This is a genomic window from Streptomyces sp. NPDC001714, from assembly GCF_042892755.1.
Taxonomy (GTDB): domain Bacteria; phylum Actinomycetota; class Actinomycetes; order Streptomycetales; family Streptomycetaceae; genus Streptomyces.
The window spans coordinates 205,067-231,654 of record NZ_JBIAUL010000002.1 but is presented as its reverse complement, the minus strand read 5'-3'; the positions used below and the strand labels follow the sequence as shown (position 1 = coordinate 231,654).

General features: G+C 72.1%; 22 protein-coding genes and 1 riboswitch. Of the genes, 15 read left to right on the top strand and 7 right to left on the bottom strand.

Features of this window, described 5'->3' with window-relative positions; genetic code table 11:
* Positions 1 to 63: 63 nt before the first annotated feature.
* On the top strand, positions 64 to 1,785 hold the full coding sequence (locus tag ACFY0P_RS05630; protein WP_388907692.1) for an ABC transporter ATP-binding protein: 1,722 nt from the start codon (positions 64 to 66) through the stop codon (positions 1,783 to 1,785).
* 56 nt (positions 1,786 to 1,841) lie between these two features.
* On the opposite strand, the gene ACFY0P_RS05625 is transcribed toward ACFY0P_RS05630, so the two are convergent.
* Positions 1,842 to 2,138 carry a hypothetical protein gene (locus ACFY0P_RS05625; RefSeq protein WP_388907690.1) on the bottom strand — a complete coding sequence of 99 codons (297 nt, stop codon included), beginning with the start codon at positions 2,136 to 2,138 and terminating at the stop codon, positions 1,842 to 1,844.
* A 173-nt stretch (positions 2,139 to 2,311) separates the two neighbouring features.
* On the opposite strand from ACFY0P_RS05625, the gene ACFY0P_RS05620 reads away from it, so the two are divergent.
* Positions 2,312 to 2,680, top strand: a complete 369-nt coding sequence (locus tag ACFY0P_RS05620; RefSeq protein ID WP_388907688.1) for a nuclear transport factor 2 family protein — start codon at positions 2,312 to 2,314, stop codon at positions 2,678 to 2,680.
* Between the two features lie 169 nt (positions 2,681 to 2,849).
* Positions 2,850 to 2,932, top strand: a riboswitch (ZMP/ZTP riboswitch).
* Positions 2,933 to 2,958: 26 nt separating this feature from the next.
* Positions 2,959 to 3,807, top strand: a complete 849-nt coding sequence (locus ACFY0P_RS05615) for a bifunctional 5,10-methylenetetrahydrofolate dehydrogenase/5,10-methenyltetrahydrofolate cyclohydrolase (protein ID WP_388907686.1) — start codon at positions 2,959 to 2,961, stop codon at positions 3,805 to 3,807.
* A gap of 3 nt (positions 3,808 to 3,810) precedes the next feature.
* Here the strand turns inward: ACFY0P_RS05615 and ACFY0P_RS05610 are convergent, their stop codons facing one another.
* The gene (locus ACFY0P_RS05610; RefSeq protein ID WP_388907684.1) at positions 3,811 to 4,779 is read right to left on the bottom strand and encodes a CU044_5270 family protein; all 969 of its coding nucleotides are present in this window, start codon (positions 4,777 to 4,779) and stop codon (positions 3,811 to 3,813) included.
* Positions 4,772 to 5,314, bottom strand: a complete 543-nt coding sequence (locus ACFY0P_RS05605) for an RNA polymerase sigma factor (protein WP_388907683.1) — start codon at positions 5,312 to 5,314, stop codon at positions 4,772 to 4,774. The genes ACFY0P_RS05610 and ACFY0P_RS05605 overlap by 8 nt, the downstream gene beginning before the upstream one ends.
* A gap of 105 nt (positions 5,315 to 5,419) precedes the next feature.
* Between ACFY0P_RS05605 and ctaD the strand changes: the two genes are divergently transcribed.
* Positions 5,420 to 7,018, top strand: coding sequence for a cytochrome c oxidase subunit I (gene ctaD / locus ACFY0P_RS05600; RefSeq protein ID WP_388907681.1), 1,599 nt, complete (start codon positions 5,420 to 5,422; stop codon positions 7,016 to 7,018).
* Positions 7,015 to 7,362, top strand: a complete 348-nt coding sequence (locus ACFY0P_RS05595) for a hypothetical protein (RefSeq protein ID WP_388907679.1) — start codon at positions 7,015 to 7,017, stop codon at positions 7,360 to 7,362. The genes ctaD and ACFY0P_RS05595 overlap by 4 nt, the downstream gene beginning before the upstream one ends.
* An 84-nt stretch (positions 7,363 to 7,446) precedes the next feature.
* Here ACFY0P_RS05595 and ACFY0P_RS05590 read toward each other — a convergent pair whose 3' ends face one another.
* Entirely contained in the window at positions 7,447 to 9,426 is a 1,980-nt protein-coding gene (locus ACFY0P_RS05590) for an RICIN domain-containing protein (RefSeq protein WP_388907678.1), read from the bottom strand.
* A gap of 216 nt (positions 9,427 to 9,642) precedes the next feature.
* On the opposite strand from ACFY0P_RS05590, the gene ACFY0P_RS05585 reads away from it, so the two are divergent.
* Positions 9,643 to 10,872, top strand: a complete 1,230-nt coding sequence (locus tag ACFY0P_RS05585; RefSeq protein ID WP_388908823.1) for a glycosyltransferase — start codon at positions 9,643 to 9,645, stop codon at positions 10,870 to 10,872.
* Between the two features lie 136 nt (positions 10,873 to 11,008).
* Here ACFY0P_RS05585 and ACFY0P_RS05580 read toward each other — a convergent pair whose 3' ends face one another.
* Positions 11,009 to 11,668 carry a TetR/AcrR family transcriptional regulator gene (locus ACFY0P_RS05580; protein WP_388908821.1) on the bottom strand — a complete coding sequence of 220 codons (660 nt, stop codon included), beginning with the start codon at positions 11,666 to 11,668 and terminating at the stop codon, positions 11,009 to 11,011.
* Positions 11,669 to 11,843: 175 nt separating this feature from the next.
* Between ACFY0P_RS05580 and ACFY0P_RS05575 the strand changes: the two genes are divergently transcribed.
* On the top strand, positions 11,844 to 13,085 hold the full coding sequence (locus ACFY0P_RS05575) for a YncE family protein (protein WP_388907676.1): 1,242 nt from the start codon (positions 11,844 to 11,846) through the stop codon (positions 13,083 to 13,085).
* 60 nt (positions 13,086 to 13,145) lie between these two features.
* Here the strand turns inward: ACFY0P_RS05575 and ACFY0P_RS05570 are convergent, their stop codons facing one another.
* Positions 13,146 to 15,002: a cellulase family glycosylhydrolase gene (locus ACFY0P_RS05570; protein WP_388907674.1), complete on the bottom strand. Its 1,857-nt coding sequence runs from the start codon at positions 15,000 to 15,002 to the stop codon at positions 13,146 to 13,148.
* Positions 15,003 to 15,069: 67 nt separating this feature from the next.
* Complete coding sequence (locus tag ACFY0P_RS05565) at positions 15,070 to 17,055, bottom strand: GTP-binding protein (RefSeq protein WP_388907672.1); 1,986 nt, start codon at positions 17,053 to 17,055, stop codon at positions 15,070 to 15,072.
* 255 nt (positions 17,056 to 17,310) lie between these two features.
* Between ACFY0P_RS05565 and ACFY0P_RS05560 the strand changes: the two genes are divergently transcribed.
* The 8 genes from ACFY0P_RS05560 (at position 17,311) to ACFY0P_RS05525 (ending at position 26,587) form a co-directional block, all read left to right on the top strand.
* Positions 17,311 to 17,823: a (2Fe-2S)-binding protein gene (locus ACFY0P_RS05560; RefSeq protein WP_388907670.1), complete on the top strand. Its 513-nt coding sequence runs from the start codon at positions 17,311 to 17,313 to the stop codon at positions 17,821 to 17,823.
* Positions 17,820 to 20,306 carry a xanthine dehydrogenase family protein molybdopterin-binding subunit gene (locus ACFY0P_RS05555; RefSeq protein WP_388907668.1) on the top strand — a complete coding sequence of 829 codons (2,487 nt, stop codon included), beginning with the start codon at positions 17,820 to 17,822 and terminating at the stop codon, positions 20,304 to 20,306. The genes ACFY0P_RS05560 and ACFY0P_RS05555 overlap by 4 nt, the downstream gene beginning before the upstream one ends.
* The gene (locus tag ACFY0P_RS05550; protein ID WP_388907666.1) at positions 20,303 to 21,157 is read left to right on the top strand and encodes an FAD binding domain-containing protein; all 855 of its coding nucleotides are present in this window, start codon (positions 20,303 to 20,305) and stop codon (positions 21,155 to 21,157) included. Before ACFY0P_RS05555 ends, ACFY0P_RS05550 begins: the two co-directional genes overlap by 4 nt.
* Positions 21,158 to 21,172: 15 nt before the next feature.
* Complete coding sequence (locus ACFY0P_RS05545; protein ID WP_388907664.1) at positions 21,173 to 22,048, top strand: AAA family ATPase; 876 nt, start codon at positions 21,173 to 21,175, stop codon at positions 22,046 to 22,048.
* Between the two features lie 6 nt (positions 22,049 to 22,054).
* A complete protein-coding gene (locus ACFY0P_RS05540; protein ID WP_388907662.1) occupies positions 22,055 to 23,227 on the top strand; it encodes a VWA domain-containing protein in 1,173 nt (390 codons plus the stop codon).
* Positions 23,220 to 24,326, top strand: a complete 1,107-nt coding sequence (locus tag ACFY0P_RS05535) for an XdhC family protein (protein WP_388908819.1) — start codon at positions 23,220 to 23,222, stop codon at positions 24,324 to 24,326. The genes ACFY0P_RS05540 and ACFY0P_RS05535 overlap by 8 nt, the downstream gene beginning before the upstream one ends.
* Positions 24,327 to 24,354: 28 nt before the next feature.
* A complete protein-coding gene (locus ACFY0P_RS05530; protein ID WP_388907660.1) occupies positions 24,355 to 25,011 on the top strand; it encodes an SRPBCC family protein in 657 nt (218 codons plus the stop codon).
* Positions 25,012 to 25,132: 121 nt separating this feature from the next.
* The gene (locus tag ACFY0P_RS05525) at positions 25,133 to 26,587 is read left to right on the top strand and encodes a hypothetical protein (RefSeq protein WP_388907658.1); all 1,455 of its coding nucleotides are present in this window, start codon (positions 25,133 to 25,135) and stop codon (positions 26,585 to 26,587) included.
* The last annotated feature ends 1 nt before the right edge of the window (position 26,588 follow it).

The window sequence follows — 26,588 nt, the reverse complement described above, 5'->3', positions numbered from 1 at the left end:
GCCCGGACGAGGAGCACCGTGACCGCCGCAGACGCAGTTCCGACGAACCGGCCGAAAGAGCCCGTGTTCCGGCTTCTCCTGTCCTACGTACGGCCGCACCGCTGGGCCCTGCTGGCCGGGGCGGCGCTCTCGCTGGTGACGGGGGCGACCGGGCTGCTGCTGCCGCTGGTGGCCCGGGGGTTGATCGACGACCTGTCCCACGACCGTTCCATCACCGGCAGGTTGCTCGCGATGGCAGGTCTGGTGGTCGCCAACGCCGGGGTGGGCGCCCTGGGTTCGTTCGTCCTGCGACGCGCCGGGGAGTCGGTGGTGCTCGGGGCGCGGCGCGCCCTGTCGTCGTACCTGCTCAGGCTGCGGATCACCGCGGTGGACCGGACCGAACCCGGTGACCTGATGGCGCGGATCACCTCGGACACCACCCTGCTGCGCGAGGTCACCACGGACTCGCTGGTCGCACTCGGCACCGAGGGACTCACCCTGGTCGCCACCGTGGTGATGATGGGGGTGGTCGATCCGGTGCTCCTTGCCGTCACCCTCGTCGTGATCGCCGCGGCGGGCACGGTGGTGGGCACGATCGTGCCGCGCATCAACCGGGCGAGCCGCCGGGCGCAGGACGCGGTCGGGGTGATGGGGGCCTCGCTGGAACGGGTGCTGGGCGCGCTGCGCACGGTGAAGGCGTCCGGCGCCGAACACCGGGAGGAACTCGCGCTGCACGAGGCCGCCGAGGAGTCCTGGCGGCAGAGCGTGCGGGCCGCCAAGTGGTCGGCCGCCGCGGGGAACACGGCGGGGCTCGCGATGCAACTGGCGTTCATCACCGTGCTCGCGGTGGGCGGGGCGCGGGTGGCGACCGGTGCGATCGGGGTGGGCACGCTGGTGGCGTTCCTGCTCTACGTCTTCTATCTGATGCAGCCGATCCAGCAGGTCGTCGGGGCGATCACTCAGTACCAGACCGGCGCCGGCACGCTCGCCCGGATCCAGGAGGCGCTGCGACTGCCCGCCGAACCCGTGTCCCGGCCCGCCGAGTTGCCGGCCACCGGCGCCGAACCGGCCACGGTCGCCTTCACCGACGTACGCTTCCGCTACGCGGACGACCTGCCGTACGTCCACCACGGTGTCAGCTTCGACGTCCCCGCGCGGGGCATGACGGCGTTCGTCGGGCCGTCCGGGGCGGGCAAGACCACCGTCTTCTCACTGATCGAGCGGTTCTACGACCCCGAGTCCGGCACGATCGCCGTGGACGGCCGTCCGGTCGCCGACTGGGAACTGCCGCTGCTGCGTTCGGCCATCGGGTACGTCGAGCAGGACGCGCCGGTGCTGTCGGGGTCGCTGAAGGACAACCTGCTCCTCGGCAACCCGGAGGCGGACGAGGACGCGGTCGCGCGGGTGGTGAAGACGACCCGGCTCGACGGTCTGGTCGCCCGGCTGCCGCAGGGGCTGGAGACGCTGGTCGGTCATCGCGGGACCAAGCTGTCGGGCGGGGAGCGCCAACGGGTGGCGATCGCGAGGGCGTTGCTGCGCCGGCCCCGGCTGCTGCTCCTGGACGAGGCCACCTCGCAGCTGGACGCGGTGAACGAGGCGGCGCTCCGGGACACCGTCGCCGATGTGGCGCGGTCGACGACGGTGCTGGTGGTCGCGCACCGGCTGTCGACGGTGACCATGGCGGACCGGATCGTCGTCATGGACGCGGGCCGGGTCCGCGCGGTGGGCACACACCGGGAGCTGGTGGCGGCGGATCCGCTCTACGCGGAGCTGGCGGCGACGCAGTTCCTGGCCTCGGAGCACTGAGGACGGGGAACGGGAAGGGCCGCCCCTGCCGGGACGGCCCTCGGTGTGCGGCGCGGTCAGGCCTCGATGCCCGGCAGCAGCCCCATGGCGGGCGCGGCCAGGTCGGTGGCCTGGTGCAGTTCGCCGAGCTTGTGGAGTCCGTTCAGCCCCTGCACCTGCTCCGAGGCCTTCGGCATCCTGCCCCGGTACTCCGCAGGGATGTCGCTGCGGGAGACCGAGTCCAGCACGCCGAGCGCGGTGAGCTTCCCGGGGTGCTGCGCGCTCGCGTCGGCCGCGTTCGCCAGCGGCGCGGCGAGGCCGGTGACCCCGACGGCAAGGCCGACGGCGGCGACGATACGTCGTGTTGAGATCATGTCTTCAGCAACGGCCCCGGCGCCGGGCCGGACACGGGCAGCCGTTCCCCCTCACCCGCAAGGCGGAGCGCGCGGCCTGCGCTTGCCGAGCCCGGCGGCGCGGGGGACGCTCGATGTGAGGGGCTCGCGCGGCTCGCTCCGCATCGGGTCGCGGGCTCCCGCAGGAGGTCACCATGGGCACCGCGACCGGTTCCACGTTCGACGCCGAGACGCTGCGCCGGGGCATAGAGGGGAACACCGGGAACACCCTTCTGGCGCTCTACGCGGACGACGCGGAGATCCGCATCATCGACCGCAACACCCAGCCCAGCCACCCCAAGGTCCTGCACGGCCGCCAGGACATCGCCGCGATGCTGGACGACGTCTACAGCCGCGACATGACGCACACCCTGGACCAGTGCATCGTCCAGGGCGACAAGGCCGCCTACAGCGAGTCCTGCGAGTACGCGGACGGGGTCCGGGTGCTCGCCGAGTCGATGATCACGCTGCGCGACGGCAAGATCGCCGAGCAGATCATGATCCAGGCATGGGACGAGCAGTAGCGAGGACCGGGAGGGTCCAGGTCAGCTCGCGGTTGACCTGGACCTTCTCGGCGCGGACGGCGCTGGGACACGCCCGCCGCCCGCGGCCTCGCGCGTGCACCGCGCTGCTGCGGGCGCTCCTGCGGACCGCGCACTGCCGCCGGAGACGCCGAGGGTCTCGGTTACCCTGAGGGCGGGCCGTGACTGGCGCTGAGGTGGAGCACCACCGGGGAGCGGCCCGCACTGTCGTTGCCGTGCGCCTGGGCGATCAAGGTCGAACCAGCTCAGGAGTGTGCCGCATGACCCAGGCCCGCCTCATCGACGGCACCGCCGTCGCCCGCCGGATCGTCGAGGAGACCGCGCGGCAGGCCGCCGACCTCACCGCACGGACCGGCGTCACGCCGTGTCTGGCGACCGTGCTGGTCGGCGAGGATCCCGCCTCCGTCACCTACGTCCGGATGAAGCAGAACCGCAGCCGCAAGGCGGGCATCGCCTCCCGCCACGTGGCCTTGCCCGCCACCACGACCACCGCCGAACTCGTCGGCACGCTCCGGGAGTTGTCGGCCGACCCGGCGGTGCACGGCATCCTGCTCCAGCACCCGGTCGGCGAACACATCGACGAGCGGGCCGCGTTCGAGGCGATCGCGCCGGAGAAGGACGTGGACGGCGTGACCTTCGCGTCGTTCGCGACGATGAGCTTCGGCCTGCCGGGCTTCGTCTCCTGCACCCCCGGCGGCATCCTGCGCCTGCTCGACGCGTACGACGTCGACCCGGCCGGGAAGCGGGCGGTCGTCGTGGGCCGCAGCGCGATCCTGGGCAAGCCGGCCGGGATGCTCCTGCTCGCGCGCGACGCCACCGTCACCTACTGCCACTCCCGCACCCGGGACCTCTCGGCGGCCGTCCGCGAGGCGGACATCGTGGTCGCCGCCGTCGGCCGGCCCCGGCTGATCCGGGGCCAGGACATCAAGCCGGGCGCGGTCGTGCTCGACGCCGGCTACAACGAGGGCAACGTCGGTGACGTCGACTTCGACACCGCCGTCGAGCGCGCCTCGCTGATCACGCCGGTGCCGGGCGGGGTCGGCCCGATGACGATCGCCGTGCTGCTGGAGCAGACGGTGGCGGCCGCCGCCCGGCAGCTCGGCGCGTGAGGGTCAGCGCAGCCAGGCGCGGTACTCCATGACGTCCCCGGCCCGCACCCCGTACTCGGGGTCGTCCCGGGTGAACGTGGTCTCCAGGCCGAGTACGGCGCCGGTCGCCGGATCCAGGATCAGCATTCGCCGTCCGCCGGTGCCCTCGTCGAGGACGTACGCCTGCCCGGTGCGGCCCAGCCGGTCGGTGACCTGGCCGGCGGGCCGTAGCCCCTTCGCGTCGGCGAGCAGGTCGGTCAGGGCCGCGGACTCGTGCGCCCCGAGCGTCCAGTTGTCCAGCAACTCCTCGGTGGCGTCGAGGAGTTCGGACGTGGTGAGGGTGTCGCTGTGGATCAGGTCGGTGAGGTAGGCGCGCAGCTTCGCGGGGTCGTGCGGGGGTGTGGACAGGGGCGGGGCGTCACCCCACATCGGCGGGAACGTCCGCCGGCTGAGCACATGGCCGTCCTCGACCCGGCCCGTGTCGGTCAGGACGGGCCGGCCCGCGTGGTCCGGGTCGGTGGCCACGACCACCTCGGTGTGGGTGCCGTCCGCCCGCCAGCGGACCACGCGCTCCTCGGGCAGGGTGACCGGCGGCCTGTCGTCGCTCATGGCCAGGCTCCAGGACTGCACATGGGTGCCCTGGCGCAAGGCCGGGGAGCCGTCCGTCGCGGCCACGGCGGCGAGTCGCGCGACCTGGGCGAGCGGTACGGCGGTGGAGTGGGCGCGGACGGTCAGCGGCCGGGGTGCGGCGACGGCCGGAGCGCCCGACGGGCCGCCGAGCAGCACGGTCAGCGTGGTGGCCGTCACGACGGCGGCCGCGGTCAGCCCCCACAGCAGTCGCGGCCGGGCCCGGGTCCGGCGGCCGGGGTGGGTGTCGTGCAGCAGCCGGTTGAGGTGCCGTTCGGCCATGTGGTCGAGGGGGCCGTCGCCGAAGTGCGGGGCGTCGGCGGGCACCGGGTCGGCGGCGCGCAGCAGGTCGAGTTCGTCAGCCATGGCGGTGTACCTCGGGAAGGGCCTCGGCGGCAGGGGGGCGCAGTCGGTCGATCTCGGCTCTGAGCCGGCGACGGGCGCGGTGCAGCCGCATCGCCGCCGCCCGGTTCCCGCAGCCCAGGGCGACGGCGACCTCGTCGACGCCGAGCTCCTCCCACGCCGTCAGCCGCAGCACCTCCTGGTCGGCCGGGGACAGCCGGGCGAGCGCCTCGTGCACCCAGGAGCCGGGCCGCTCGCTGTCGGGGCCGGCCGCGACGTGCCGGCCGTGCGCGGTGTCGTCGTTGCCCAGCCGGTCCAGCAGCCGGCGCCGGCGCCCGTACCCGCGTACCGCGTTGGCGAGGCAGTTGCGTGCCACGCCGTACAGCCAGGGCAGCGGAGCCGCCGGCAGGTCGGCGCGGCGGCGCCAGGCCACCGTGAACACCTCCGCCACCACTTCCTCCACCTCGCCGGTCCGCCCGTCCAGTCGCCGCGCGACATAGCGGCTGACCGCCCAGTAGTGCTCGCGATAGGCAGCGGCGAAGATCTCGTCGTTGCTCATGTCCCGTTCTTGTCCGGCACCTCCCCGATCGTCACACCCGCCTCCGTGACGCTCGTCGCATCCGCCAAGTGTGACCGGTGCGGACAGCCCGGACACAGGCGGGGCATGAGGAACCTCAAGTGGCTGACGACCACGGATCACAAGACGATCGGGACGCTGTACCTGGTCACGGCGTTCTCGTTCTTCTGCGTGGGCGGGGTGATGGCCCTGCTGATGCGCGCCGAGCTGGCCCGCCCCGGCCTGCAGATCATGTCGAACGAGCAGTTCAACCAGGCGTTCACGATGCACGGCACGATCATGCTGCTGATGTTCGCGACCCCGCTGTTCGCCGGCTTCGCGAACTGGATCATGCCGCTCCAGATCGGCGCCCCGGACGTGGCGTTCCCGCGCCTGAACATGCTGGCCTACTGGCTCTACCTGCTCGGCTCCACCATCGCGGTCGGCGGCTTCCTCACCCCGCAGGGCGCGGCGGACTTCGGCTGGTTCGCCTACGCCCCGCTCTCGGACGCGATCCGCACGCCGGGGATCGGCGCCGACATGTGGATCATGGGCCTGGCGCTCTCCGGCTTCGGCACCATCCTCGGCGCGGTCAACTTCATCACCACGATCATCTGCATGCGCGCCCCCGGCATGACCATGTTCCGCATGCCGATCTTCGTGTGGAACGTGCTGCTGACCGCCGTGCTGGTCCTGCTCGCCTTCCCCGTCCTCGCCGCCGCCCTGTTCGCACTTGAGGCGGACCGCAAGTTCGGCGCCCACGTCTTCGACGCGGCCAACGGTGGGGCACTGCTCTGGCAGCACCTGTTCTGGTTCTTCGGCCACCCGGAGGTCTACATCATCGCGCTGCCGTTCTTCGGCATCATCAGCGAGGTCATCCCGGTCTTCTCCCGCAAGCCGATGTTCGGCTACCTGGGCCTGGTGGCGGCGACCATCTCGATCGCCGGCCTCTCGGTGACCGTCTGGGCCCACCACATGTACGTCACGGGCGGCGTCCTCCTCCCTTTCTTCTCCTTCATGACCTTCCTGATCGCCGTCCCCACGGGAGTGAAGTTCTTCAACTGGATCGGCACGATGTGGCAGGGCTCGCTGTCCTTCGAGACGCCCATGCTGTGGGCCACGGGCTTCCTGGTGACGTTCGTCTTCGGCGGCCTGACCGGCGTGATGCTCGCGTCCCCGCCGATCGACTTCCACATCTCCGACTCGTACTTCGTCGTCGCCCACTTCCACTACGTGGTCTTCGGTACGGTCGTCTTCGCGATGTTCGCCGGCTTCCACTTCTGGTGGCCGAAGATGACGGGCAAGATGCTGGACGAGCGGCTCGGCAAGATCACCTTCTGGACGCTGTTCGTCGGCTTCCACGGCACGTTCCTGGTCCAGCACTGGCTGGGCGCCGAAGGCATGCAGCGCCGGATTCCCGACTACCTGGCGGTGGAGGGGTTCGCCACCCTCAACACGGTCTCGACGATCTTCTCGTTCCTGCTGGGCTCGTCACTGCTCCCGTTCTTCTACAACGTCTGGAAGACCGCCAAGTACGGCACGAAGGTCGAGTCGGACGACCCGTGGGGCTACGGCCGTTCCCTGGAGTGGGCGACGTCGTGCCCACCCCCGCGCCACAACTTCGTCACCCTGCCCCGGATCCGCAGCGAGTCACCGGCGTTCGACCTGCACCACGCCTCCGTGGAGAGGGAGTTGAGCGCCCGATGACGGCACAGGAGGAGGAGCGGGCGCTGGTGGCCCAGGTCGAGGGGCATCTGCTGCTGGCGGCGACCAGGGAGGAGGGCCGGAGGGCGGCGGCTCGGCTCGCGGACCGCCTCGGCTGGCTCACGGACACCCAACGAGCCGATCTTGAGCAGCATGTCGAGACCGAGTACGTGGCACTGGCCAGGTTGTCCTGGCAACGCACGACACAACGCGCCGAGCAGTTGAGGCACGAGTACGAGTCGAGATACCGGTCTCTACGCCAACGCCTCCTGGTGGGCTTCCTGCTGGCCTGCGCCCTGCTGACGGCAACGGTTCTGCTGACGCTGGCGGCAAGAGCGCCCCTCTAGGGGCGCGGGGCTGTGACTGATGTGCGGCTGCCGCCGCGTGGGCGCGACCAGCCACAGCCCACCCGCACCCGACCGACTACCGGCTCAACTCAACCCCCACTGCTGATTGGTCCCGCCATTGCAGGCCCACAGCACCAGCGAGGTCCCGTTACCCGTGGCCGCACCATACGCGTCCAGGCACAACCCGGCGTTCACGTTCGTGATCGTCCCGTCCGAGTTGACGTTCCACTTCTGGTTGTTCTGCCCGTAGCAGTCCCAGATGACGACCTTGGTGCCGTTGGTCGTGCCCTGGTTGTAGGCGTCCAGGCACTTGTTGCCGTACACCACGAACTCCTTGCGGGAGGTGTACGTCCAGGCCTGGTTCTGGCCGCCGTTGCAGTCCCAGATCTCGGCCTGCGTGCCGTTGGTGATGGTGTTGTCGTAGACGTCGGCACAGCGGCCGGACTGCTTGCCGACGAGCAGGCTGCCGTTGGTGCCGGGGATCGGGCTGACCGTGACCGCACCGAGTGCCGGCAGCGAACTCCCACTGAACGTCAGCGCGTTGGCCGACCCCTTGCTCAGGTCGACCTGCACGGACACGGTCCCCTGCGAGGATCCGGTCGGCGGGAAGGAGACCGTCGTGGCCGTCTGCCCGTTGACCTGGAGGGTGCCGGTGACGGCGGTGGCGCCGGTGTTGGTGTAGGCGACGTCGACGACGTCCAGGCCGGTGCTCGCGGCGCCGACGCCGGTGTACTTGCCGGTGGAGGACGCGCTGTAACTCGTGCTCGACGCCTCGGTACCGCCGCTCACCTTCAGCATGACCGAGCCGCCGGCCGGGACGCCGGCGGTGTAACTCGTCGCGTACGAGCCGAGGTTCGTCTGCGCCCACAGGTCGCGGACGGTCGCGGAGGCGCCGGTCAGGCCGAGGTCGGACCAGCGGACGGTGATGTTCTGGGCGGCGGAGGTGCGGTTGAGGAGGACGACCGCGCGGTTGCCGGTGCCGGAGAGGACCTTGCCGTAGACCTGGAGGCCCGTGGTGTCCTCGGCGACCTTGACGCCCTGGAGGCCGCGCGGGTCCTGGTCGACGGCGACGACGTCGGAGTTCTTGAGGATGGCGGCCGTCTCGCTGGTCATCGTGGTGAGGTCGTTGCCGGCGAGCAGGGGGGCGCCGGAGATCGCCCACAGGGCCATGTGGGTGCGGTTCTGGGCCGCCGTGAGACCGGACATGCCGACGGTGAGCATGTCGGGGTCGTTGTAGTAGCCGGTGTGCTGGGCGGCCGGGTGCAGGGTCTGGTCGAAGTTGGACAGCACCGCCGACTGCGACGCCGTGCCGCCGTAGTAGTAGATGTCGGTGCTGGTCCGCCACATGGGGGCGAGGCCCGTCGCCCAGTTCCAGGTGTTCTGGTAGCCCCAGTTGCAGACGGACAGGGTCAGCGGGCGGCCGGTGGTGGCCGCGGCCGTGGCGACGGCCGAGCTGATCGACTTGTACGTGGTGGCCGCGTCCAGGCCCTCGGCGTCGCCGCCGCACCAGTCGACCTTCACGAAGTCGAAGCCCCATTCCGAGAACTGGAGCATGTCCTGGGCGTAGTGCCCCTCGCTGCCGGTGCCGGCGGCGGCGGGGCGGCCGGTCGGGTAGTAGTAGCCGCAGCCGTTGGCGCCCGCGTCGGTGTAGATGCCGGCCTTCAGGCCCTTGCTGTGGATGTAGTCGGCGATGGCGCTCATGCCGCCGGGCCACTCACCGGTGTCGACGGTGATGTTGCCTGCGCTGTCCCGGGTGCCCTGCCACCAGCCCTCGTCGATGTTGACGTACTTGTAGCCGGCGGCCGGGAGCCCGGCCGCGACGAACGCGTCGACCTGCGCCTTGATGACGTCGTAGTCGATCTTCGCCGCGAAGCTGTTCCAGGAGGCCCAGCCCATCGGGGCGGTGGGCACCGAGACCTGCGCAACCGTCGCCGCCCGGGCCGGCCCCGGGGCGGCGAAGAGGAGCGCGGCCGCGGCCGTCAGGGTCAGGGCGAGAGTGCGTACGGCAGCGGCCCACAGGTGTCGTACGAGACCGCTGCCGGTCGATCTGGGCGGGGGGTACATGCGGCTCCTCCACGGGGTGCACGAGGGGGTACGGCTCACTCGCGTTCGGAACTTCGAACACAGATCGGTGACCCGAACGTGTCAGCGCGCCGACCGTAGAGCCGCCGGAGGGTGAAGTCAACGGCTGTGACAGGCGTGAAGTCGCCCTGGCCATCGCGTCGTTCACCCCACGAGGGCATGCGCGCCGCCATACTGCTGGTCGTGCGCGTAGCGATCATGACGGCGGGCTCGCGGGGCGATGTGGCCCCCTACACGGGACTCGGGTACGGGCTGAGCCGTGCCGGACACGAGGTCACCCTGGTCACCCACGGCCGCTTCGCGGGGCTGGTCGAAGGGTCCGGAGTCGGTTTCCACCCCCTGCCGGTCGATCCCCGGACCGAGCTGGAGTCCACCCGGGGGCGCGGGCTGCACCGCAGCACCAGCGGGGTCGGGAAACTGCTCCGGGTGGTGGAGATGGCCCGGCGGCTGGTCGGCCGGATGACCGACGACCTGCTCGCGGCCGCACAAGCCAGCGAGGTGCTCCTGCTGTCCGCCTCCCTGGCCCCGATCGGCCACACGATCGCGGAGGGCCTACGACTGCCGAGCATGGGCGTCTACCTCCAGCCACTCGCCGGCACGCGGGAGTTCGCACCTCCCGTACTCGGCGGCGGCACCTGGGGCGCCACCGGCAACCGGATCGCCGGGCACGGCGTGAACATGGCGGTGGAGCAGGTCTTCGCGTCCACCGTCCCCGCGCTGCGCACCCGCCTGGACCTGCCCCCGCAGCGCTCCGGCGCCGCCCGCCGGGCCAGGGAGCGCCGGCTGTGGCCCGTCCAGCACGGATTCAGCCCCCAGGTGGTCCCCCGCCCGCGCGACTGGCGCCAGGGCCTCGGGGTGTGCGGCTACTGGTGGCCGTACGACGGTGAGCCCCAACTCCCCGACGGCGTACGGGCGTTCCTCGACGCCGGGCCGCCACCCGTGTTCGTCGGCCTCGGCAGCGCAACGGTGCCCGACGCCGAGCACCTGAGCGGGCAGGTCGTGGCAGCGCTGCGGAAGGCCGGACTGCGCGGGGTGATCCAGCAGGGCTGGGGCGGTCTGGCGGCCGACGGCGACGACATGCTGACCATCGGCGAGATGCCGCACTCGGTCCTGTTCCCCCGGATGGCAGCGGTGGTCCACCACGCGGGCGCGGGCACGACGGCGGCGGGGCTACGAGCCGGGGTGCCGTCGGTACCGGTACCGATCCAGTTCGACGAGGGCTTCTGGGCGGCTCGGCTGGTGGGCCTCGGGGTGGCACCGACGGCTGTCCCGCTGCGGGGGCTGAGCGTCGACGCGCTCGCGGAGGCGGTGCGCCGAGCGACGCAGGATCCTGGATTCGCCGAGCGGGCACAGGAGCTGGGTGAGCGGATCCGGGCGGAGGACGGCGTGGCTCCGGTGACTGAGTCGCTCGGCGAGCTAGCCCATTAGACACCGAGAGGCGTACGCACCCCTCAGGGGGCGCTGGGGGCACCCCCGGCCGAAGGCCGGGGGGGAACTGCGCGACCAGCCACAACGCACCCGCACCCGCACCCGCACCCGCACCCGCAATACGACCCCACTCGGCTCACCCCTTCGGCGTCCACCCCTCCGGCCGCAAGATCCCCACCAGCAACCGCACCAACTCCTCCACGACCTCGTCCAGACTCGCGTCCACCCACCCCGCACTCCAGTCGTGCAGCAACCCGTTGACGCTGCCGATGAACGCCGTCGCGGCCAACCGGTAATCACGCGGCGCCGCGTCCCCACGCGCAACGGCCGCATCCGCCTCGGTGCATATCAGCTCCACCCACCGCGCCCGCCGCGCCAGCCGCTGCTCCTCCAGTCGCGGGCTCACCCCGATGATCTCCACGAAGGCGATGCGGATGCGCCGCGGATCCGACGTGACGTCACGGGCGTACGCCCGGAACAGCACCGTCACCCGCTCGACCAGCGGCAGCGACTCCGCCTCGGCGAACGCGGCCGCCACCGCCGCCTCCGCCCACCCGTTGACCTCCAGGTGCAACGCGGCGAGCACGTCCTCCAGCGTGTGGAACTCCTCGTAGAACTGACGGGTCGACAGACCCGCCGCCTGACTCAGTGCGGCGACGGTCGTGGCGCGGAACCCCGGTGCCTCGCCGAAGAGTTGGAGCGCCGCCTCCAGGAAGCGCCGACGCCGGTCGGCCTTGCGTTCCTCGGCGGACCGGCCGCCGTAGCGACCCGTCGGTGCCTTGAGCCTGCCCACCAAGATTGCCCCCTCCGTCGACCGCCCGATGACCAATTTTCTCGCGTACGCCTCTTGTGGAGTCATCCACCCCCTCCTTACTTTTCAGTAAGTTCCGTTTGAACGCGCCCGTGTTCAGATTCCGTGAGCCTGTGCCCGCACGCGCGCGTCCCCACCCCCCTCAGAGGAGAGAGCACTCATGCCTGCTTTCAGACCCAGGCACCTTTGCTCCGTAGCCGCCGCCCTCGTCCTGACCGTCGCGGCGCCGGCGACCGCCGCCACCGCCGACGCCTCGCTGCGCGAGGTGCTGTTCGTCGGCAACAACTGGGACGGCACCGCGACCGTCCTGAACTCGTCCGGCGACTTCGCAAAGGTCGGCCAGATCAACGTCATCCCCGACAAGGACGCGCGGATCGCCGAGATCAACGCCGACCCCATCAAGTGGATCTACTACACGTCGATCCGCAACGAGGTCGGCCAGGGCCACGACCAGTACGTGGACGACATGTACTCCACGCCGGACGGCAAGTCCGTGGTCGTCTCCCGCCCGAGTTTCGCCGACGTCGTCTCGATCGACCTCGCCACCGACACGATCAACTGGCGCTTCCCGGTGGCCGGTTACCGCGCCGACCACATGGCTGTCTCCCCCGACGGCACGAAGGTCGCGGTCTCGGCGTCCACCGCGAACAAGGTGCAGGTGCTGGACATCAACACCGGTAAGGAGCTGGGCGAGTTCGCCACCGGTGACAAGCCGCACGAGAACGTCTTCAGCCCCGACGGCAAGTACATCTGGAACATGTCGATCGGCGAGGTCACCACCTCGCTCGACGATCCGATCTGGGACTGGACGAAGGGCGACCGTCACATCACCGTCGCCGACGCCACCACCTACAAGCAGGTCAAGACCATCGACATGCGGGACCGGCTGAACGCGATCGGCCTGACGAACTTCTCGGACGCGGTCCGGCCCGCGGCCTTCACCCCCGACTGGTCGAAGATGTACTTCCAGGTGTCGTTCTTCAACGGCTTCCTGGAGTACGACATCACCACCGACAAGATCACCCGGGTGAAGACCCTGCCGGCGAACCCGGCGACCAGCACCGACCGCACCACCTGGCTCCTGGACTCACGCCACCACGGCATCTCGATGAAGCCGGACGGCACCAAGCTGTGCGTCGCCGGGACGATGGACAACTACGCCACGATCGTGGACCGCGCCACCCTCCAGGAGGGGCCGCTCGTCACGGCGTCCACGCCGTACTGGGCCACCGTCAGCGGCGACGGCAAGGACTGCATCATCTCGGAGAGCGGCGCCGACCAGGTGACGGCCATCGACTTCGGCACCGGCCAGAAGGTGACCTCGGTGCCCGTCGGCGACCACCCGCAGCGCGTCCGGCTCGGCCATGTGCAGGCCGGCTGGACGGGCGCGTCCGGGAGTTGACAGTCCATCCGGGCCTTCGGCCTCCGGGGGTGCGCGGCACTCCGGAGGCCGAAGCGGTGCTCAGAACTTCGCCGCCACCCAGGCGGCCAGTTCCGCCTTGGCCGCGTTGAGCACGGTGGAGCCGGGCGAGGTCGCCCCGTTGGTCACCAGCGCGAAGTGCAGCACGCCGGAGTCCGAGTCGGTGAGCAGCAGTCGGCGGCTGCCCGTCCCACCCGGTTCCGCCGCCACGCCGACCGGGGTCGAGGACGTGTACGCCGGGGGCGCGTAGGACGTGCCCAGGTCGGAGACGACGGTGGTGGACGCGGTCGCGAAGGAGGCCGGGAGGTGCAGTTCGGTCGGTGCGGTGGCGCTGCCGGAGCGCCAGACCTGGACCGCGTACTGTCCGGAGCCGACCAGCGCGGCCACGTTCGGCAGCGAGCTGGGCACCGGGTTCCAGGTCAGGGTCGTGGAGCCGTCCCGGGAGCGGTCCTCGTAGGTGAAGGCGAGGGTGGCACCCGAGGTGGCGGACGGGTAGATCCGGTCGAGCAGCCGGGCGTCCTGACGGAGCGTCACCGTGCCGGAGGCGGTCATGTTGACGGCCGAGAGGTCCTCGTCGTTCCAGGCGTCACCCGAGGTGAGGACCTTGTCCGGGTTGCCGTTCATCAGCTCGTGGTGGCGGCCGTTGTAGATGTCCCACTGCCACTGGGTGCCGGAGAGGACCGGTCCGGAGGAGGCCGGGGTGGACCACCAGTTCGCCCCGGAGAGGCGGGAGTCGAGGGCCTGGTACATCGCCTTGTCGACGGTCGGCGCCTTGCCGGAGGTGGTACCGGACAGCGGATGCCCGAACTCGCTGACGATCGCCGTCGTTCCGGCGGCCGAGGCACGGTCGCGGATGGTGCCGAAGTCGGTCGAGTACTGGCCGTCGGAGGCGTTGCCCCACATCAGGATGCCGGAGATGGCCTTCTGGTCGTAGAAGTGGGTGTTGAAGACGTAGCGGGAGCCGAGCGTGCCCGCGTCCAGCAGGCCGCCCTCCTGGTTGGTGACGTTGCCGTTCCAGTAGAGGTTGGGCTCGACCAGGGCGGGCTTGCCGCTCCAGCCGGCCGCGTCCATCCGGGCCCGGAACTTCTGGTAGAAGGGCCACAGCCGGTTCTGCTCCCAGGTGCGGGAGGTCTCGCCGGAGTCGTAGGAGCCGGCGTACGGCTCGTTGTACGGGTCGAAGCCGACCACGCCGGCGAACTCGTCGGACGTCAGGTGCTGGGCCAGGTAGGTCATGGTGGTCTGGGCCGTGGCCAGGAAGGCGTCCTGGAGGCCGTGGTTGTTGTGCCAGAAGTCGTACTGGGCGTCCTGGACGGCCGCGTTCTGGGTGATGTTCTGGCCCCAGAACAGGCAGATGCCGCAGGACTCCGCCGGGTAGTTCCCGAGGTCCACCGCCCACTTCGGAGCGCCGTCGCCCGTGTACCAGCTGCCCGAGTTGAACAGGTAGCGGGAGTACAGGTCCTGGTGGAAGTCGGGGAAGACGCGGATGCCTGCGTCCAGGAACGCCTGCATCTGCGCGGTCGCGTTGGCCAGGTAGGCGGTGTCGACCTGGCCCTGGACGGGTTCGGCGTGTGCCCAGGAGAGCAGGAAGCGCACGTCGTTGCCGCCGCCGAGGGCGCGCAGCGCGGTGGCGGACTTCTTCGCGTCGGCGACCGAGGCGAAGGGCAGGCCGCTGTGCTCCTCCAGCTTGGTCTCGCCGGAGACGTTGTAGCCGCGCAGCACGACCTCACGGCCCTGGCCGTCGACGAAACGGCCGTTCTGCACGGTGAGCGCGGTGCCGTCGAACCAGAGGGAGTCGGACGGGGTGGCGGCGGTGGCGGACGGGGCGCCCGCCACCGCGAGGAATCCACAGAGGACAACCAGGACAACGATCAGACGTGCCCGGATATTCGTCATGTCCATTACAGTCGGGTGATTTCCGGACACAGTCAATACTTCTGACTCACGAGTAAGTTGAGTACCGGTCCCCTCAGCCGGTCACTCGACCCGTCACGTTCAACAGGTACTCCTTGCGGCTCAGCGGGTTGTGGTCGGTCCGCGGCCGCTCCGGGACCGGCCCCCGCACCACCGGCGCGTAGTGGTCGAAGGCGGTCTCCAGCTCGCCCTCGCCGCGGGTCAGCCCAGGCAGCCGTTGCTCCAGTCCGTGCACCCGGGCCGCGGGCACCGCACCTTCCAGGACCGCGAGCATCCCCTCGGTCCCGGTCCCCTGCGTCACCGCGCCGAGCCCGGCGAGCACCGGCAGCAGCGCGCCCAGCGTGTCCACGGGGGCCGTCAGGCGGAAGCGGTGCATCGGCTCGTGCACCCGGGTGCCGGCCCGTCGCAAGGCCTCGGTCAGCACCAGCGGGGTCAGACCGCGGAAGTCGTAGCCGGTGCTCGACATGCTCTTGTCGAAGCCCTGGTGGGCATGGCTCTGCCGGGGCGAGTAGCCGGAGTGGGTCATGGTCACCGCGCAGTCCGGGATCCGCCAGCCGTGCAGCCCCTGGCCGAGGGACTCGCGCACGGTGTCCTCGACGGCCTTGAAGAAGGCGTACGGCATCGCGCCCAGCTCCACCTCCAGACGGAAGCCGACGCCGGCGCCCGGCGGGGCCGGCTCCACCCGCAGGCCGACCGTCGCGAGGAAGGGGTTGCCGTCCTTCTTGTTGAACTCGACGGCGGCCCCGGTGCCGGTGAGCCGTTCGACGCAGACGGTCGTCGTCTCCCGGAAGGTGACGTCGAGGCCGTACCCGTCCGCGAGGGTCGCCTGGATCACCTCCTTCTGCACCTCGCCGTAGAGGGAGACGGAGGTCTCCTGGCGCGCCTCGTCGTGCCGGACGTCGATCAGCGGGTCCTGCTCGGCGAGCTGGGTGAGGGCGACGTGCAGGGAGCGGCGGTCGGTACCCGGCCCGGGGACCACGACGGTCTCCAGGGTCGGGGGCGCGAAGTGGTGCTCGTACGCCCGGCCCGGCAGCCCGAGGGCGTCGCCGATGCGGATGCCGCCGAGCCCCCACACCTTGACGATCCGCCCGGCACCGGCGCTGTCCTGCCGGAGGTCCGTACCGCCCTCGAAGACGCTGAGCCCGGTGACCCGGCCCTCCGGCCGGCCGCCGGCCGCGGCTCGATTCCCGAACGGGACCCGGTCGCGGACCCCGAGCGTCCCGGAGAAGATCCGCGCATACGCGACCTTCTCCCCCGCCGGGCCCCGTTCCACCTTGAAGACCGTGCCGGAGAACGGGCCTGCCGGGTCGCCGCCGGCGGCCGGGAGCAGCCGCTCGACGCCGGCGATCAGGTCGGGCACACCGGCGCCGGTGGCGGCGGATCCGAAGTACACCGGGTGGACCAGTGCCCGCCGGGTCTGCTCGGCGAGGGCGGCGCGCAGCCGGGGCTCGGGGACACCACCGTCGAGGTAGGCGGCGAGCAGTGCGTCGTCGTGGTCGGCGAGCGTGTCCAGCGCGGCCGGGCCGAGGCCGGGCAGGAAGCGGGCGGCACGGGTGCCGAGCGCGGTGGCCCGGCCCATGGGGACGAGCGGGACGGCGAGTCTGCGGGCCAGCTGGGCGAGCACGGCGTCGTCGCGGGCGCCGCGCCGGTCGATCTTGTTGACGAAGAGCAGCGTGGGGATGCGCAGCCGCCGCAGCGTCCGCATCAGGACGCGGGTCTGCGCCTGGACGCCCTCCACGGCCGAGACGACCAGGACCGCGCCGTCCAGCACACCGAGGACCCGCTCCACCTCGGCGATGAAGTCCGGGTGGCCCGGGGTGTCGATGAGGTTGACGGTGACACCGTCGAGGGGGAACGACACGACCGCGGACTTGATGGTGATCCCGCGCTGCCGCTCCAGGGCGAGGGTGTCGGTGCGGGTGCTGCCGTCGTCGACGCTGCCGAGTTCGTCGGTGACGCCGGCCGTGTGCAGCAGCCGTTCGGTCAGACTGGTCTTACCTGCGTCGACGTGCGCGAGAATTCCGAGATTGAGCAGATGCACTGGGCGTGATGTCCTTCGGCATGGGTGGGATTCCTTCCTGGGTGGACATGCACGCAGCGCGCATCGGTGGCCCTCTCTCTGTGACGTCGGGTGAGGAGCAGTGCAGCAGGGCGGCCCCGGCGAGGGCAATGGATTAATGCTCAACAAAAGCCCCGCCGCGCAGCACTCGCCGCCCTCCCGGAGCGGTTCTAGAGTGACGTACATCACGCCGCCTGGCTGAAATCCCGAGGTCCCGCCGCACGGTCTGGAGGCCACATGACCCACATCAAGGTGACGGTGGACGGCACGCCCTACGAGGACGAGGTGGAACCCCGCCTGCTGCTGGCCCACTACCTGCGCGACCGTCTCGGCCTGACCGGCACCCCGATCGGCTGCGACACCTCCAACTGCGGCGCGTGCACGGTCGACCTCGACGGAGCGACCGCCAAGAGCTGCTCGGTGCTGGCCGTCCAGGCCGACGGCTGCACGGTGACCACCGTGCAGGGGCTGGCCCGGGACGGCGAGTGGACACCGCTGCAGACGGCGTTCCACGAGCGGCACGGCCTGCAGTGCGGCTACTGCACCCCGGGGATGATCATGGCCGCACGGGATCTGCTGCGCGAGAACCCGCACCCCACCTCCGACGAGGTCAGGCAGGCCCTGGAGGGCAACCTGTGCCGGTGCACCGGCTACCAGAACATCGTCCGCGCGGTGCTCGCCGCGTCCGGACAGGAGGACGGACAGCAGGACGCCTCCGGGCAACAGGTACCCGAGGAGGCCACGGCATGACCGACCAGGCCGTAGAAGCCGCAGCACACGAGATCGGCCGCGCCCGGCTGCGCAAGGAGGACGCCCGGCTGATCACCGGCCAGACCAACTGGACCGACAACATCCAGGTCGCCGGACTGCTCCACCTGGCCGTCCTGCGCAGCCCGATGGCGCACGCCCGCATCACCCGCGTGGACGTCTCCCCCGCCCTCGAACGCCCCGGGGTCGTCGCCGCGTTCACCGGCGCCGACCTGGCCGAGGGCCTGGGCTCGCTGCCCTGCGCCTGGCCGGTCACCGAGGACATCGTGCTGCCCGACCACCCGCCGATCGCCGTCGACGAGGTCCGCCACGCCGGCGACCCGGTGGCCGTCGTGGTGGCCCGTGACCGGTACGCCGCGGCCGACGCGCTGGAGGCCGTCGAGGTCGACTACGACCCGCTGCCCCCGGTCCTCGACCTGGAGGCCGCCCTCGCCGACGACGCCCCGCTGGTCCACTCCGACAAGGGCACCAACCGCTGCTACACCTGGCCGCTCGCCACCGGCGAGAGCTTCGACTCCGTACGGCAGCGCGCCGAGGTCACCGTCAAGCGCCGGTACCACCAGCAACGGCTGATCCCGAACGCCATGGAACCGCGCGCGGTCGTGGTCACCCCGATCGCCGCCTCGGGCGAGTACACGGTCTACTCGGCGACCCAGATCCCGCACATCCTGCGGATCATGCTGGCCACCGTCACCGGCATCCCCGAGCACAAGCTCCGGGTGATCGCCCCGGACGTCGGCGGCGGCTTCGGCTCCAAGCTCCAGGTCTACGGCGAGGAGGCCCTCGCACTCGCGGTCGCCCGCAGACTCGGCCGCCCGGTCAAGTGGACGGAGTCCCGCTCCGAGGGCTACCTCGCCACCCACCACGGCCGCGGCATGATCCAGGACATCGAGGTCGCCGCCACCCGCGAGGGCAGGCTGCTCGGCCTGAAGGTCGACCTGATCGCCGACATGGGCGCCTACCTGATGCTGGTCACCCCGGGCATCCCGATCCTCGGCGCCTTCATGTACCCGGCGATCTACAAGATGGACGCCTACGACTTCACCTGCACCGGCGTCTTCACCACCCGCACCCCCACCGACGCCTACCGCGGCGCCGGACGCCCCGAGGCGACCTTCGCCATCGAGCGGATCATGGACGAGCTGGCCGCCGAACTCGGCCTGGACCCGGTGGAGTTGCGGCGCCGGAACTGGATCCGGCACGAGGAGTTCCCGTACACCACCATCGCCGGGCTGACCTACGACAGCGGCGACTACGAGGCGGCCACCGACAAGGCTCTCGCCCTGTTCGGGTACGACGACCTGCGCACCGAACAGCAGAAGCGCAACGAACGCGGCGACACCGTACGCCTCGGTATCGGCGTGTCCACGTTCACGGAGATGTGCGGGCTGGCCCCGAGCCGGGTCCTGCGCGACCTGCGCTACGCGGCCGGCGGCTGGGAGGCGGCGAGCATCCGCATGCTGCCCACCGGCAAGGTCGAGGTCGTCACCGGGACCAGTCCGCACGGGCAGGGGCACGAGACCTGCTGGAGCCAGATCGCGGCCGACGTGCTGGGCGTGCCGTTCGAGGACGTCGAGGTGGTGCACGGTGACACCCAGTCCTCCCCGCAGGGCATGGACACCTACGGCTCGCGGTCGCTGTCCGTCGGCGGCGAGGCCGTGCACCGCGCGGCGACGAAGGTGGTCGAGAAGGCGCGCAAGGTGGCCGCGCACCTGCTGGAGGCCAGCGAGCAGGACCTGGAGTTCACGGACGGCGTGTTCGCCGTGAAGGGCTCGCCGGAGGCGCGGAAGACCATCCAGGAGATCGCCTTCGAGACGTTCACCGGCCACGACCTGCCCGACGGCGTCGAACCGTCCATCAACGCCGAGACGGTGGTCGACCCGGAGAACTTCTCCTACCCGCACGGCACCCACCTGTGCGCGGTCGAGGTGGACACCGAGACCGGGAAGACGAAGATCAGGTCGTACGTCTGCGTGGACGACGTCGGCCATGTCGTCAACCCGATGATCGTCGAGGGCCAGGTGCACGGCGGTCTCGCACAGGGCATCGCGCAGGCACTGTACGAGGAGGCGGTCTACGACGACGAGGGCAACCTCGTCTCCGGGACCATGGCCGACTATCTGGTGCCGTCGGCGGCGGACCTGCCGGACTTCGTCACCGACCGGACGGAGACCCCGGCGGCCTCGAACGCCATGGGGGTCAAGGGAGTCGGCGAGGCCGGGACGATCGCGTCGACGCCCGCGGTGGTCAACGCCGTGGTGGACGCGCTGCGTCCGCTGGGCGTCACCGACGTGCGGATGCCGTGCTCGCCGCACCGGGTGTGGCAGGCCGTGCGGGCCGCCCGCGCCGGCCGGGGCGGTGCGGGCGAGGAGGCCGGCGGGACCGGTCCCGCGCAGTCGGGACAGTCCGGGCAGGCCGCCCGCTCCGGTGACCTCGGTCAGTACGGTGAGGAGGGCTCGGCATGATTCCCCCCGCGTTCGACTACGTCCGCCCGGCCACCGTCGACGAGGCGGTGGGCGCCCTCGCCGAGGCGGGCGAGGAGGCGAAGGTGCTGGCCGGCGGGCAGAGCCTGCTGCCACTGCTGCGCCTGCGGCTCGCCTTCCCGGAGCTGGTGGTGGACGTCGGCCGGATCCCGGAGCTGCGCGGGGTCCGAGAGGACGGCGACACGCTCGCCGTCGGCGCGCTGACCACCCACCACGACGTCGTCCACGACCCGTTGGTGCGCCGGTACGCCGGGCTGCTGGCGGTGGCGACCGCCACCGTCGCCGATCCCGCCGTACGGCACCGCGGCACCCTGGGCGGCTCCCTCGCGCACGCCGACCCGGCCGGGGACCTGCCCGCCGTGGCGCTCGCCCTCGACGCCGAACTGGTCGTCGCCGGACCGGGCGGCCGGCGCACGATCCCGGCCTGGGAGTTCTTCGTGGACTACCTCCAGTCGGCGCTCACGCCCGACGAACTCCTGGTGGAGGTACGGATCCCGAAGACGGACGGGTGGGGCTTCCACTACGAGAAGTTCCACGCGGTCGCGCAGTCCTGGGCCATCGTCGGGGTCGCCGCGCTGGTGCGGCGCGACGACGGGCACATCGCCGAGGCGCGCATCGGGCTCACCAACATGGGCTCCACCCCGCTGCGGGCCACGGCGGCCGAGCAGGCCCTGTCCGGTGCCGACGGCCCGCAGGCGGTGGCGCGTGCCGCCGAGTCCGCCGCCGAAGGCACCCGGCCTTCCCAGGATCTGTCGGCCTCGCCCGAGTACCGGGAGCACCTCGCACGGGTGCTGACCAGGCGGGCCGTGCTGACCGCCGGCGGAATGGGGTGAGCGCCGATTTCCCCGATGGACGACCCGGAGCAGGTGGGGGCCCGCCTTGCGGAGACGGGGTACCTCGTCGACCAAGGACTGGCCGTCACCTGCTTCCTGGCCCTCAGACTGCACCGGCCGCTGTTCTGCGAGGGTGACGCCGGCGTGGGCAAGACCGCGCTCGCCGCCGCCCTCGCCGAGGCCCTGGGCGCACCGCTGATCCGGCTGCAGTGCCACGAGGGCATCGACGCCTCCCAGGCCCTGTACGACTGGGACTTCCCGCGCCAGCTGCTGCACCTGCGGGCCGCCGAGGCGGCGGGCGTGCAGGACGCGGACCGGCTGGAGAGCGAGCTGTACGACCGGCGCTTCCTGATCGCCCGGCCCCTGCTGCTGGCCCTCCAGCAGCACCCGTCGGTGCTGCTGGTCGACGAGATCGACCGGGCCGACGACGAGTTCGAGGCGTTCCTCCTCGAGCTGCTGTCCGAGTACTCGGTCACGATCCCCGAACTGGGCACGCTGCGGGCCGAGGTGCCGCCGGTGGCGGTCCTGACCTCGAACCGGACCCGGGAGGTCCACGACGCGCTGAAGCGGCGGTGCCTCTACCACTGGTTCGACCACCCCTCCTTCGCCCGCGAACTGGCCATCGTGCGCAGCCGGTTGCCGCAGGTGTCGGCCCGGCTGGCCGAGCAGGTCACGGCCCTGGTGCAGGCGCTGCGGGGCGCGGACCTGGTCAAACCGCCGGGAGTGGCCGAGACGCTGGACTGGGCCGAGGCGCTGGACGCGCTGGGGGCGAGCGAGGTGGACGCCGAACTGGCCGTGGCGACGCTGGGTTCGGTGCTGAAGTACCGGGAGGACACGGAGCGGGCGCGGGGGCTCGACCTCTCGGCGGTCCTCGCGGCCCGGGGCGGGTGACCGGAGATGGGCGCGGCGCTGTCGAGGACGGCCGGAGTGCCGGCGGACGCCGTACTGCTCGGTTTCGTGCGGGCGTTGCGGGCTGCGGGGGTGGACGCGAGCGCGGAGCGCGGGTACGCGTTCCTGCGGGCCGTGGCCGTCCTGCGGCCGGAGGTGCGCTCGGACGTGTACTGGGCGGGGCGGGCGACACTGTGCGGCGGCCATGACGACCTGGAGCGGTACGAGAGGGTGTTCGCCGCGTACTTCGGCCCGTCCGGCGCCCCCGCCCGGCAGCCGGTGCGCACCGCTCCCCCGCCGCGGCTGCGGCTCGTCGCACGGGAGGCGGCCACGGCACCCCGTACCGGTGGCGAGAGCGAGCCGCCGGGCCCGCCCACCGCCGTCCTCGCCAGCGCGGCCGAAGTCCTGCGGCACCGCGACGTCACCGAGCTCGACGCCGCCGAACGGGCCCAACTGCGCCGCCTGCTCGCCGCGTTCACGCTGGAGGGGCAGACCCGGCGCTCGGCGCGGCGGCGGCCGGCCCGGCGCGGGGAGGTCGACCCGCGCCGTACCGTACGGGAGTTGCTGCGGCGCGGCGGGGAACCGGCCCTGCTGCGGCGGCACGCACGGGTGGCCCGGCCGCGCCGGGTGGTGCTGCTCGTCGACGTGAGCGGTTCGATGGGGCCGTACGCCGACGCGCTGCTGCGGTTCGCGCACGCGGCGGTGCGCGCGGGCCGCACCGAGGTGTTCACCGTCGGCACCCGGCTGACCCGCGTCACCCGCGAACTGTCCCACCGGGACCCCGACCTGGCGATGGCGGAGGTCGCGGCCGCGGTCCCCGACTGGCGCGGCGGCACCCGGCTCGGCGAGCTGCTGCGCGAGTTCCTCAACCGGTGGGGGCAGCGCGGCATGGCGCGGGGCGCGATCGTCGTCCTGCTCTCGGACGGCTGGGAGCGCGGCGACCCGGAGCTGCTCGGGCAGCAGATGCGCCGGCTGCACGCCCTGGCCCACCAGGTGGTCTGGGCGAACCCACGCAAGGCGCGGCCCGGATACGCGCCGTCGGCGGCCGGGATGGCTGCGGCGCTGCCCAGCGTCGACGCCTTCGTGGCGGGGCACAGCCTGGCGGCGCTGGAGCGGCTCGCCGCCGTGGTGCGCGGAGCACGAGCCGGTGCGGTGCCCGGGAAGGGAGCGGATGGTGCGTGAGATTCTGCCGACGCTGGCCGGCTGGCACGCGGCCGGGATCCCGTTCGGCCTCGCCACGGTGGTCGCGGTAAGCCGCAGCGCGCCGCGCGGACCCGGTGCGGCCATGGCCGTGGGGCCGGACGACGAGGTGGTGGGCAGCGTGTCCGGCGGCTGCGTCGAGGGCGCCGTCTTCGAGCTGGCGCAGGAGGTCGTCGCGACCGGCGAGCCGTCGCTGCAGACCTTCGGCTACAGCGACGAGGACGCGTTCGCGGTGGGGCTGACCTGCGGCGGCGAGATCACCCTGCTGGTCCGTCCGGTGACCGCGGGCTCCGACCCGGCGTTCGGCGCGGTCGCCGCGTCCGTCGCCGCGGGCGAGCCGGTGACCGTCGCCACGGTGGTGGACGGACCCGCACCGCAGGGCGCCACGCTCGCCGTCTGGCCGGACCGGACGGCCGGCACCCTCGGCACGACCGGCCTCGACGTCGCCGTCACCGCCGACGCGCGCGGCGAACTCGCGCTCGGCGCCTCCGTCCTGCGGCACTACGGCCCGCACGGCGAACGCCGCGAGGACGCGGTCACCGTGTTCCTCCAGTCGTTCGCGCCGCCGCCCCGGATGCTGGTGTTCGGCGCGATCGACTACGCGGCCGCGGTGGCCCGCATCGGTGACTTCCTGGGGTACCGGGTCACCGTCTGCGATGCCCGCCCGGTCTTCGCCACCCCGAAGCGCTTCCCGGCCGCCGTCGAGGTCGTCGTCGACTGGCCGCACCGCTATCTCAGCGGCACCGTGACCGACGACCGCACGGTGATCTGCGTCCTCACCCACGACCCGAAGTTCGACGTGCCGCTGCTGGAGGAGGCGCTGCGCCGGCCGGCCGCCTACATCGGGGCGATGGGCAGCCGCCGGACCCACGACGAACGGCGCGCCCGGCTGGCCGCGGCCGGTCTCACCGAGGCCGAACTGTCCCGGCTGCGCTCACCGCTCGGCCTCGACCTCGGCGCCCGTACCCCCGAGGAGGTCGCCGTGTCCGTCGCCGCCGAGATCGTCGCCCTGCGCTGGGGCGGCAGCGGCGCGCCGCTGGCCACGACCACCGGCGCCATCCACGCACCCGCCGTCCGCTGACCGGGCGGACCGCCAGGAGGAGTGAGTCATGGAACTGCACCACGAGTTCAGCGTCCCCGTCCCGGTCGAGGACGCCTGGCGCGCGCTCCTCGACATCGAACGGGTCGCGCCGTGCCTGCCCGGCGCGGCGGTCGAGGACTACGACGGCAGGACGGTGACCGGCTCGGTGAAGGTCCGGGTCGGCCCGGTCACGGTGACCTACCGGGGCACGGCGGTCTTCGAGGAGCAGGACCAGGACGCGCACCGGATGGTGCTGGTCGCGAGTGGCCGGGAGACCCGCGGTCAGGGCACGGCCCGGGCGACGGTCACCGCGACGCTCGCCGAACGCGACGGCGGTACGGCGGTGTCGGTCGGCACCGACCTCACGGTGACCGGCCGTCCCGCGCAGTTCGGCCGCGGCGTGCTGTCGGAGGTGGGCGACCGGCTGGTGGGGCAGTTCGCGGACTGCCTCGCGACCAGGCTGGCCGAGCGCCCGCCCGGCTCCGGCGGCGAACCGGAGCGGCTGGGCGAGGAGGCCGGGGACGCCGAACCGGCACAGCCGCTCGACCTGCTGCGCACGGCCGGGGTTCCGGTGGCCAAGCGGGCCGCGGCGGTGGCCGGCGTGCTCGCCGTGCTCACCGTGGCGGCGGTACGGCTGCGCCGGTGCGTGCGGCGCCGCCCCGGACACCGCACCCGACACCGGTGACGTGTTCCGTCCGTCGAACACTATGAACACAACGCCCGAGCCATGGTTCCGGTCCCGGCCCGCTCCCTAGCATCGCCGCGGACGGCGCGAAGGAGCGCCGACGACGACAGGGAGCCGCGCCTTGGACAGGTCGAGAACCCCCGCACGGGTCCGCCGGACGAGCCGCAGCCGGCGTACCGGACTGCTCGCGTCGCTGGCGGCGACCCTCGCCGCCGCCTTCGCCGGTGCCCCTCCCGCGCAGGCCGAGACACCGCCCCCGGCCGTCATCTCCTGCCCGGCGGAACTCGACGGCGAGGCCACCTGTTACACCGGTCAGGACGCCCACGGCGCCTCCTACGCCATCGCCGTCCCCGAGCACTGGAACGGCTCCCTGGTCGTGCACGCCCACGGCGGCCCCGACCTCGGCGCCGGCTCCGACCCGGCGCGCAGCGTCGACGACCTGGCCCGCTGGTCGGTGATGGTGAAGGAGGGGTACGCCTGGGCGGGTTCGTCGTACCGCAGGGGCGGCTACGGCACCCGCATGGCCGCCGCGGACACCGAGAGCGTGCGCCGGCTGTTCGTCGAGAACTTCGGGAAGCCGCGGCGGACTTACGTGCACGGCCAGTCCTGGGGCGGGGACGTCGCCGCCAAGGTCGTCGAGGTGTACGGCCGCCGGGGCGGAGCGTACGACGGGGCGCTGCTGACCAGCGGTGTCCTCGGCGGCGGGTCCCGGGGGTACGACTACCGCGTCGACCTCCGTGTCGTCTACCAGTACTACTGCCACAACATGCCGCGGCCGGCCGAACCCCCGTACCCGCTGTGGCAGGGTCTGCGCGCGGACTCGACGCTGACGACGGCCGGACTGCGCGCCCGGCTCCAGGAGTGCACGGGCTACGCCTCGGCCCCGCAGGACCGCACCGCCCTCCAGCAGCGCAACCTCGACGACATCCTCGCCGTCACCGGCGTCCCCGAGCGCACCCTGGAGTCGCATCTGCGGTTCTCGGTCTTCACGTTCCGGGACATCGTGCACGACCGGCTCGGCGGCCGTAATCCCTTCTCGAACCAGGGCGTTCGGTACTCGGGGTCGCACGACGACGAGGCGCTCAACGCCGGGGTCGAGCGGTTCACCGCCGATCCGACCGCGGTGCGCGACCTGTCGTACGACAGCGATCTCACCGGCAAGGTGTCGATCCCGGTGCTCACGATGCACGCGATCGACGACCCGACGGCGTTCGTGGAGCACGAGGCGGCCTACCGGGCCACCCTGCGCGGCGCGCACCGGGACCGCTACCTCGTGCAGACGTTCACCCACGAGTCCGAGCACAGTGCGCTGAGCGATGCCGAGTACGCCGACTCGATCGCGGCACTGGACAGTTGGGTGCGCTCGGGCCGGAAGCCGACGCCCCGGACGATCGCGGACTCCTGCGCCGCGTTCGACCGCGCCTATGCCACGGGGTGCTTCTACGACCCGGACTTCCACCCCGCCTCCTACGCCTCCCGGGTCCGGCCACGGCCGGGTGGGCTGCGCTGGCCCGCCATGACGGCGGCGCAGGAGAAGCGGTGGAGCAGGATCGACGGGGTCGGGATCGCGCCCTGAC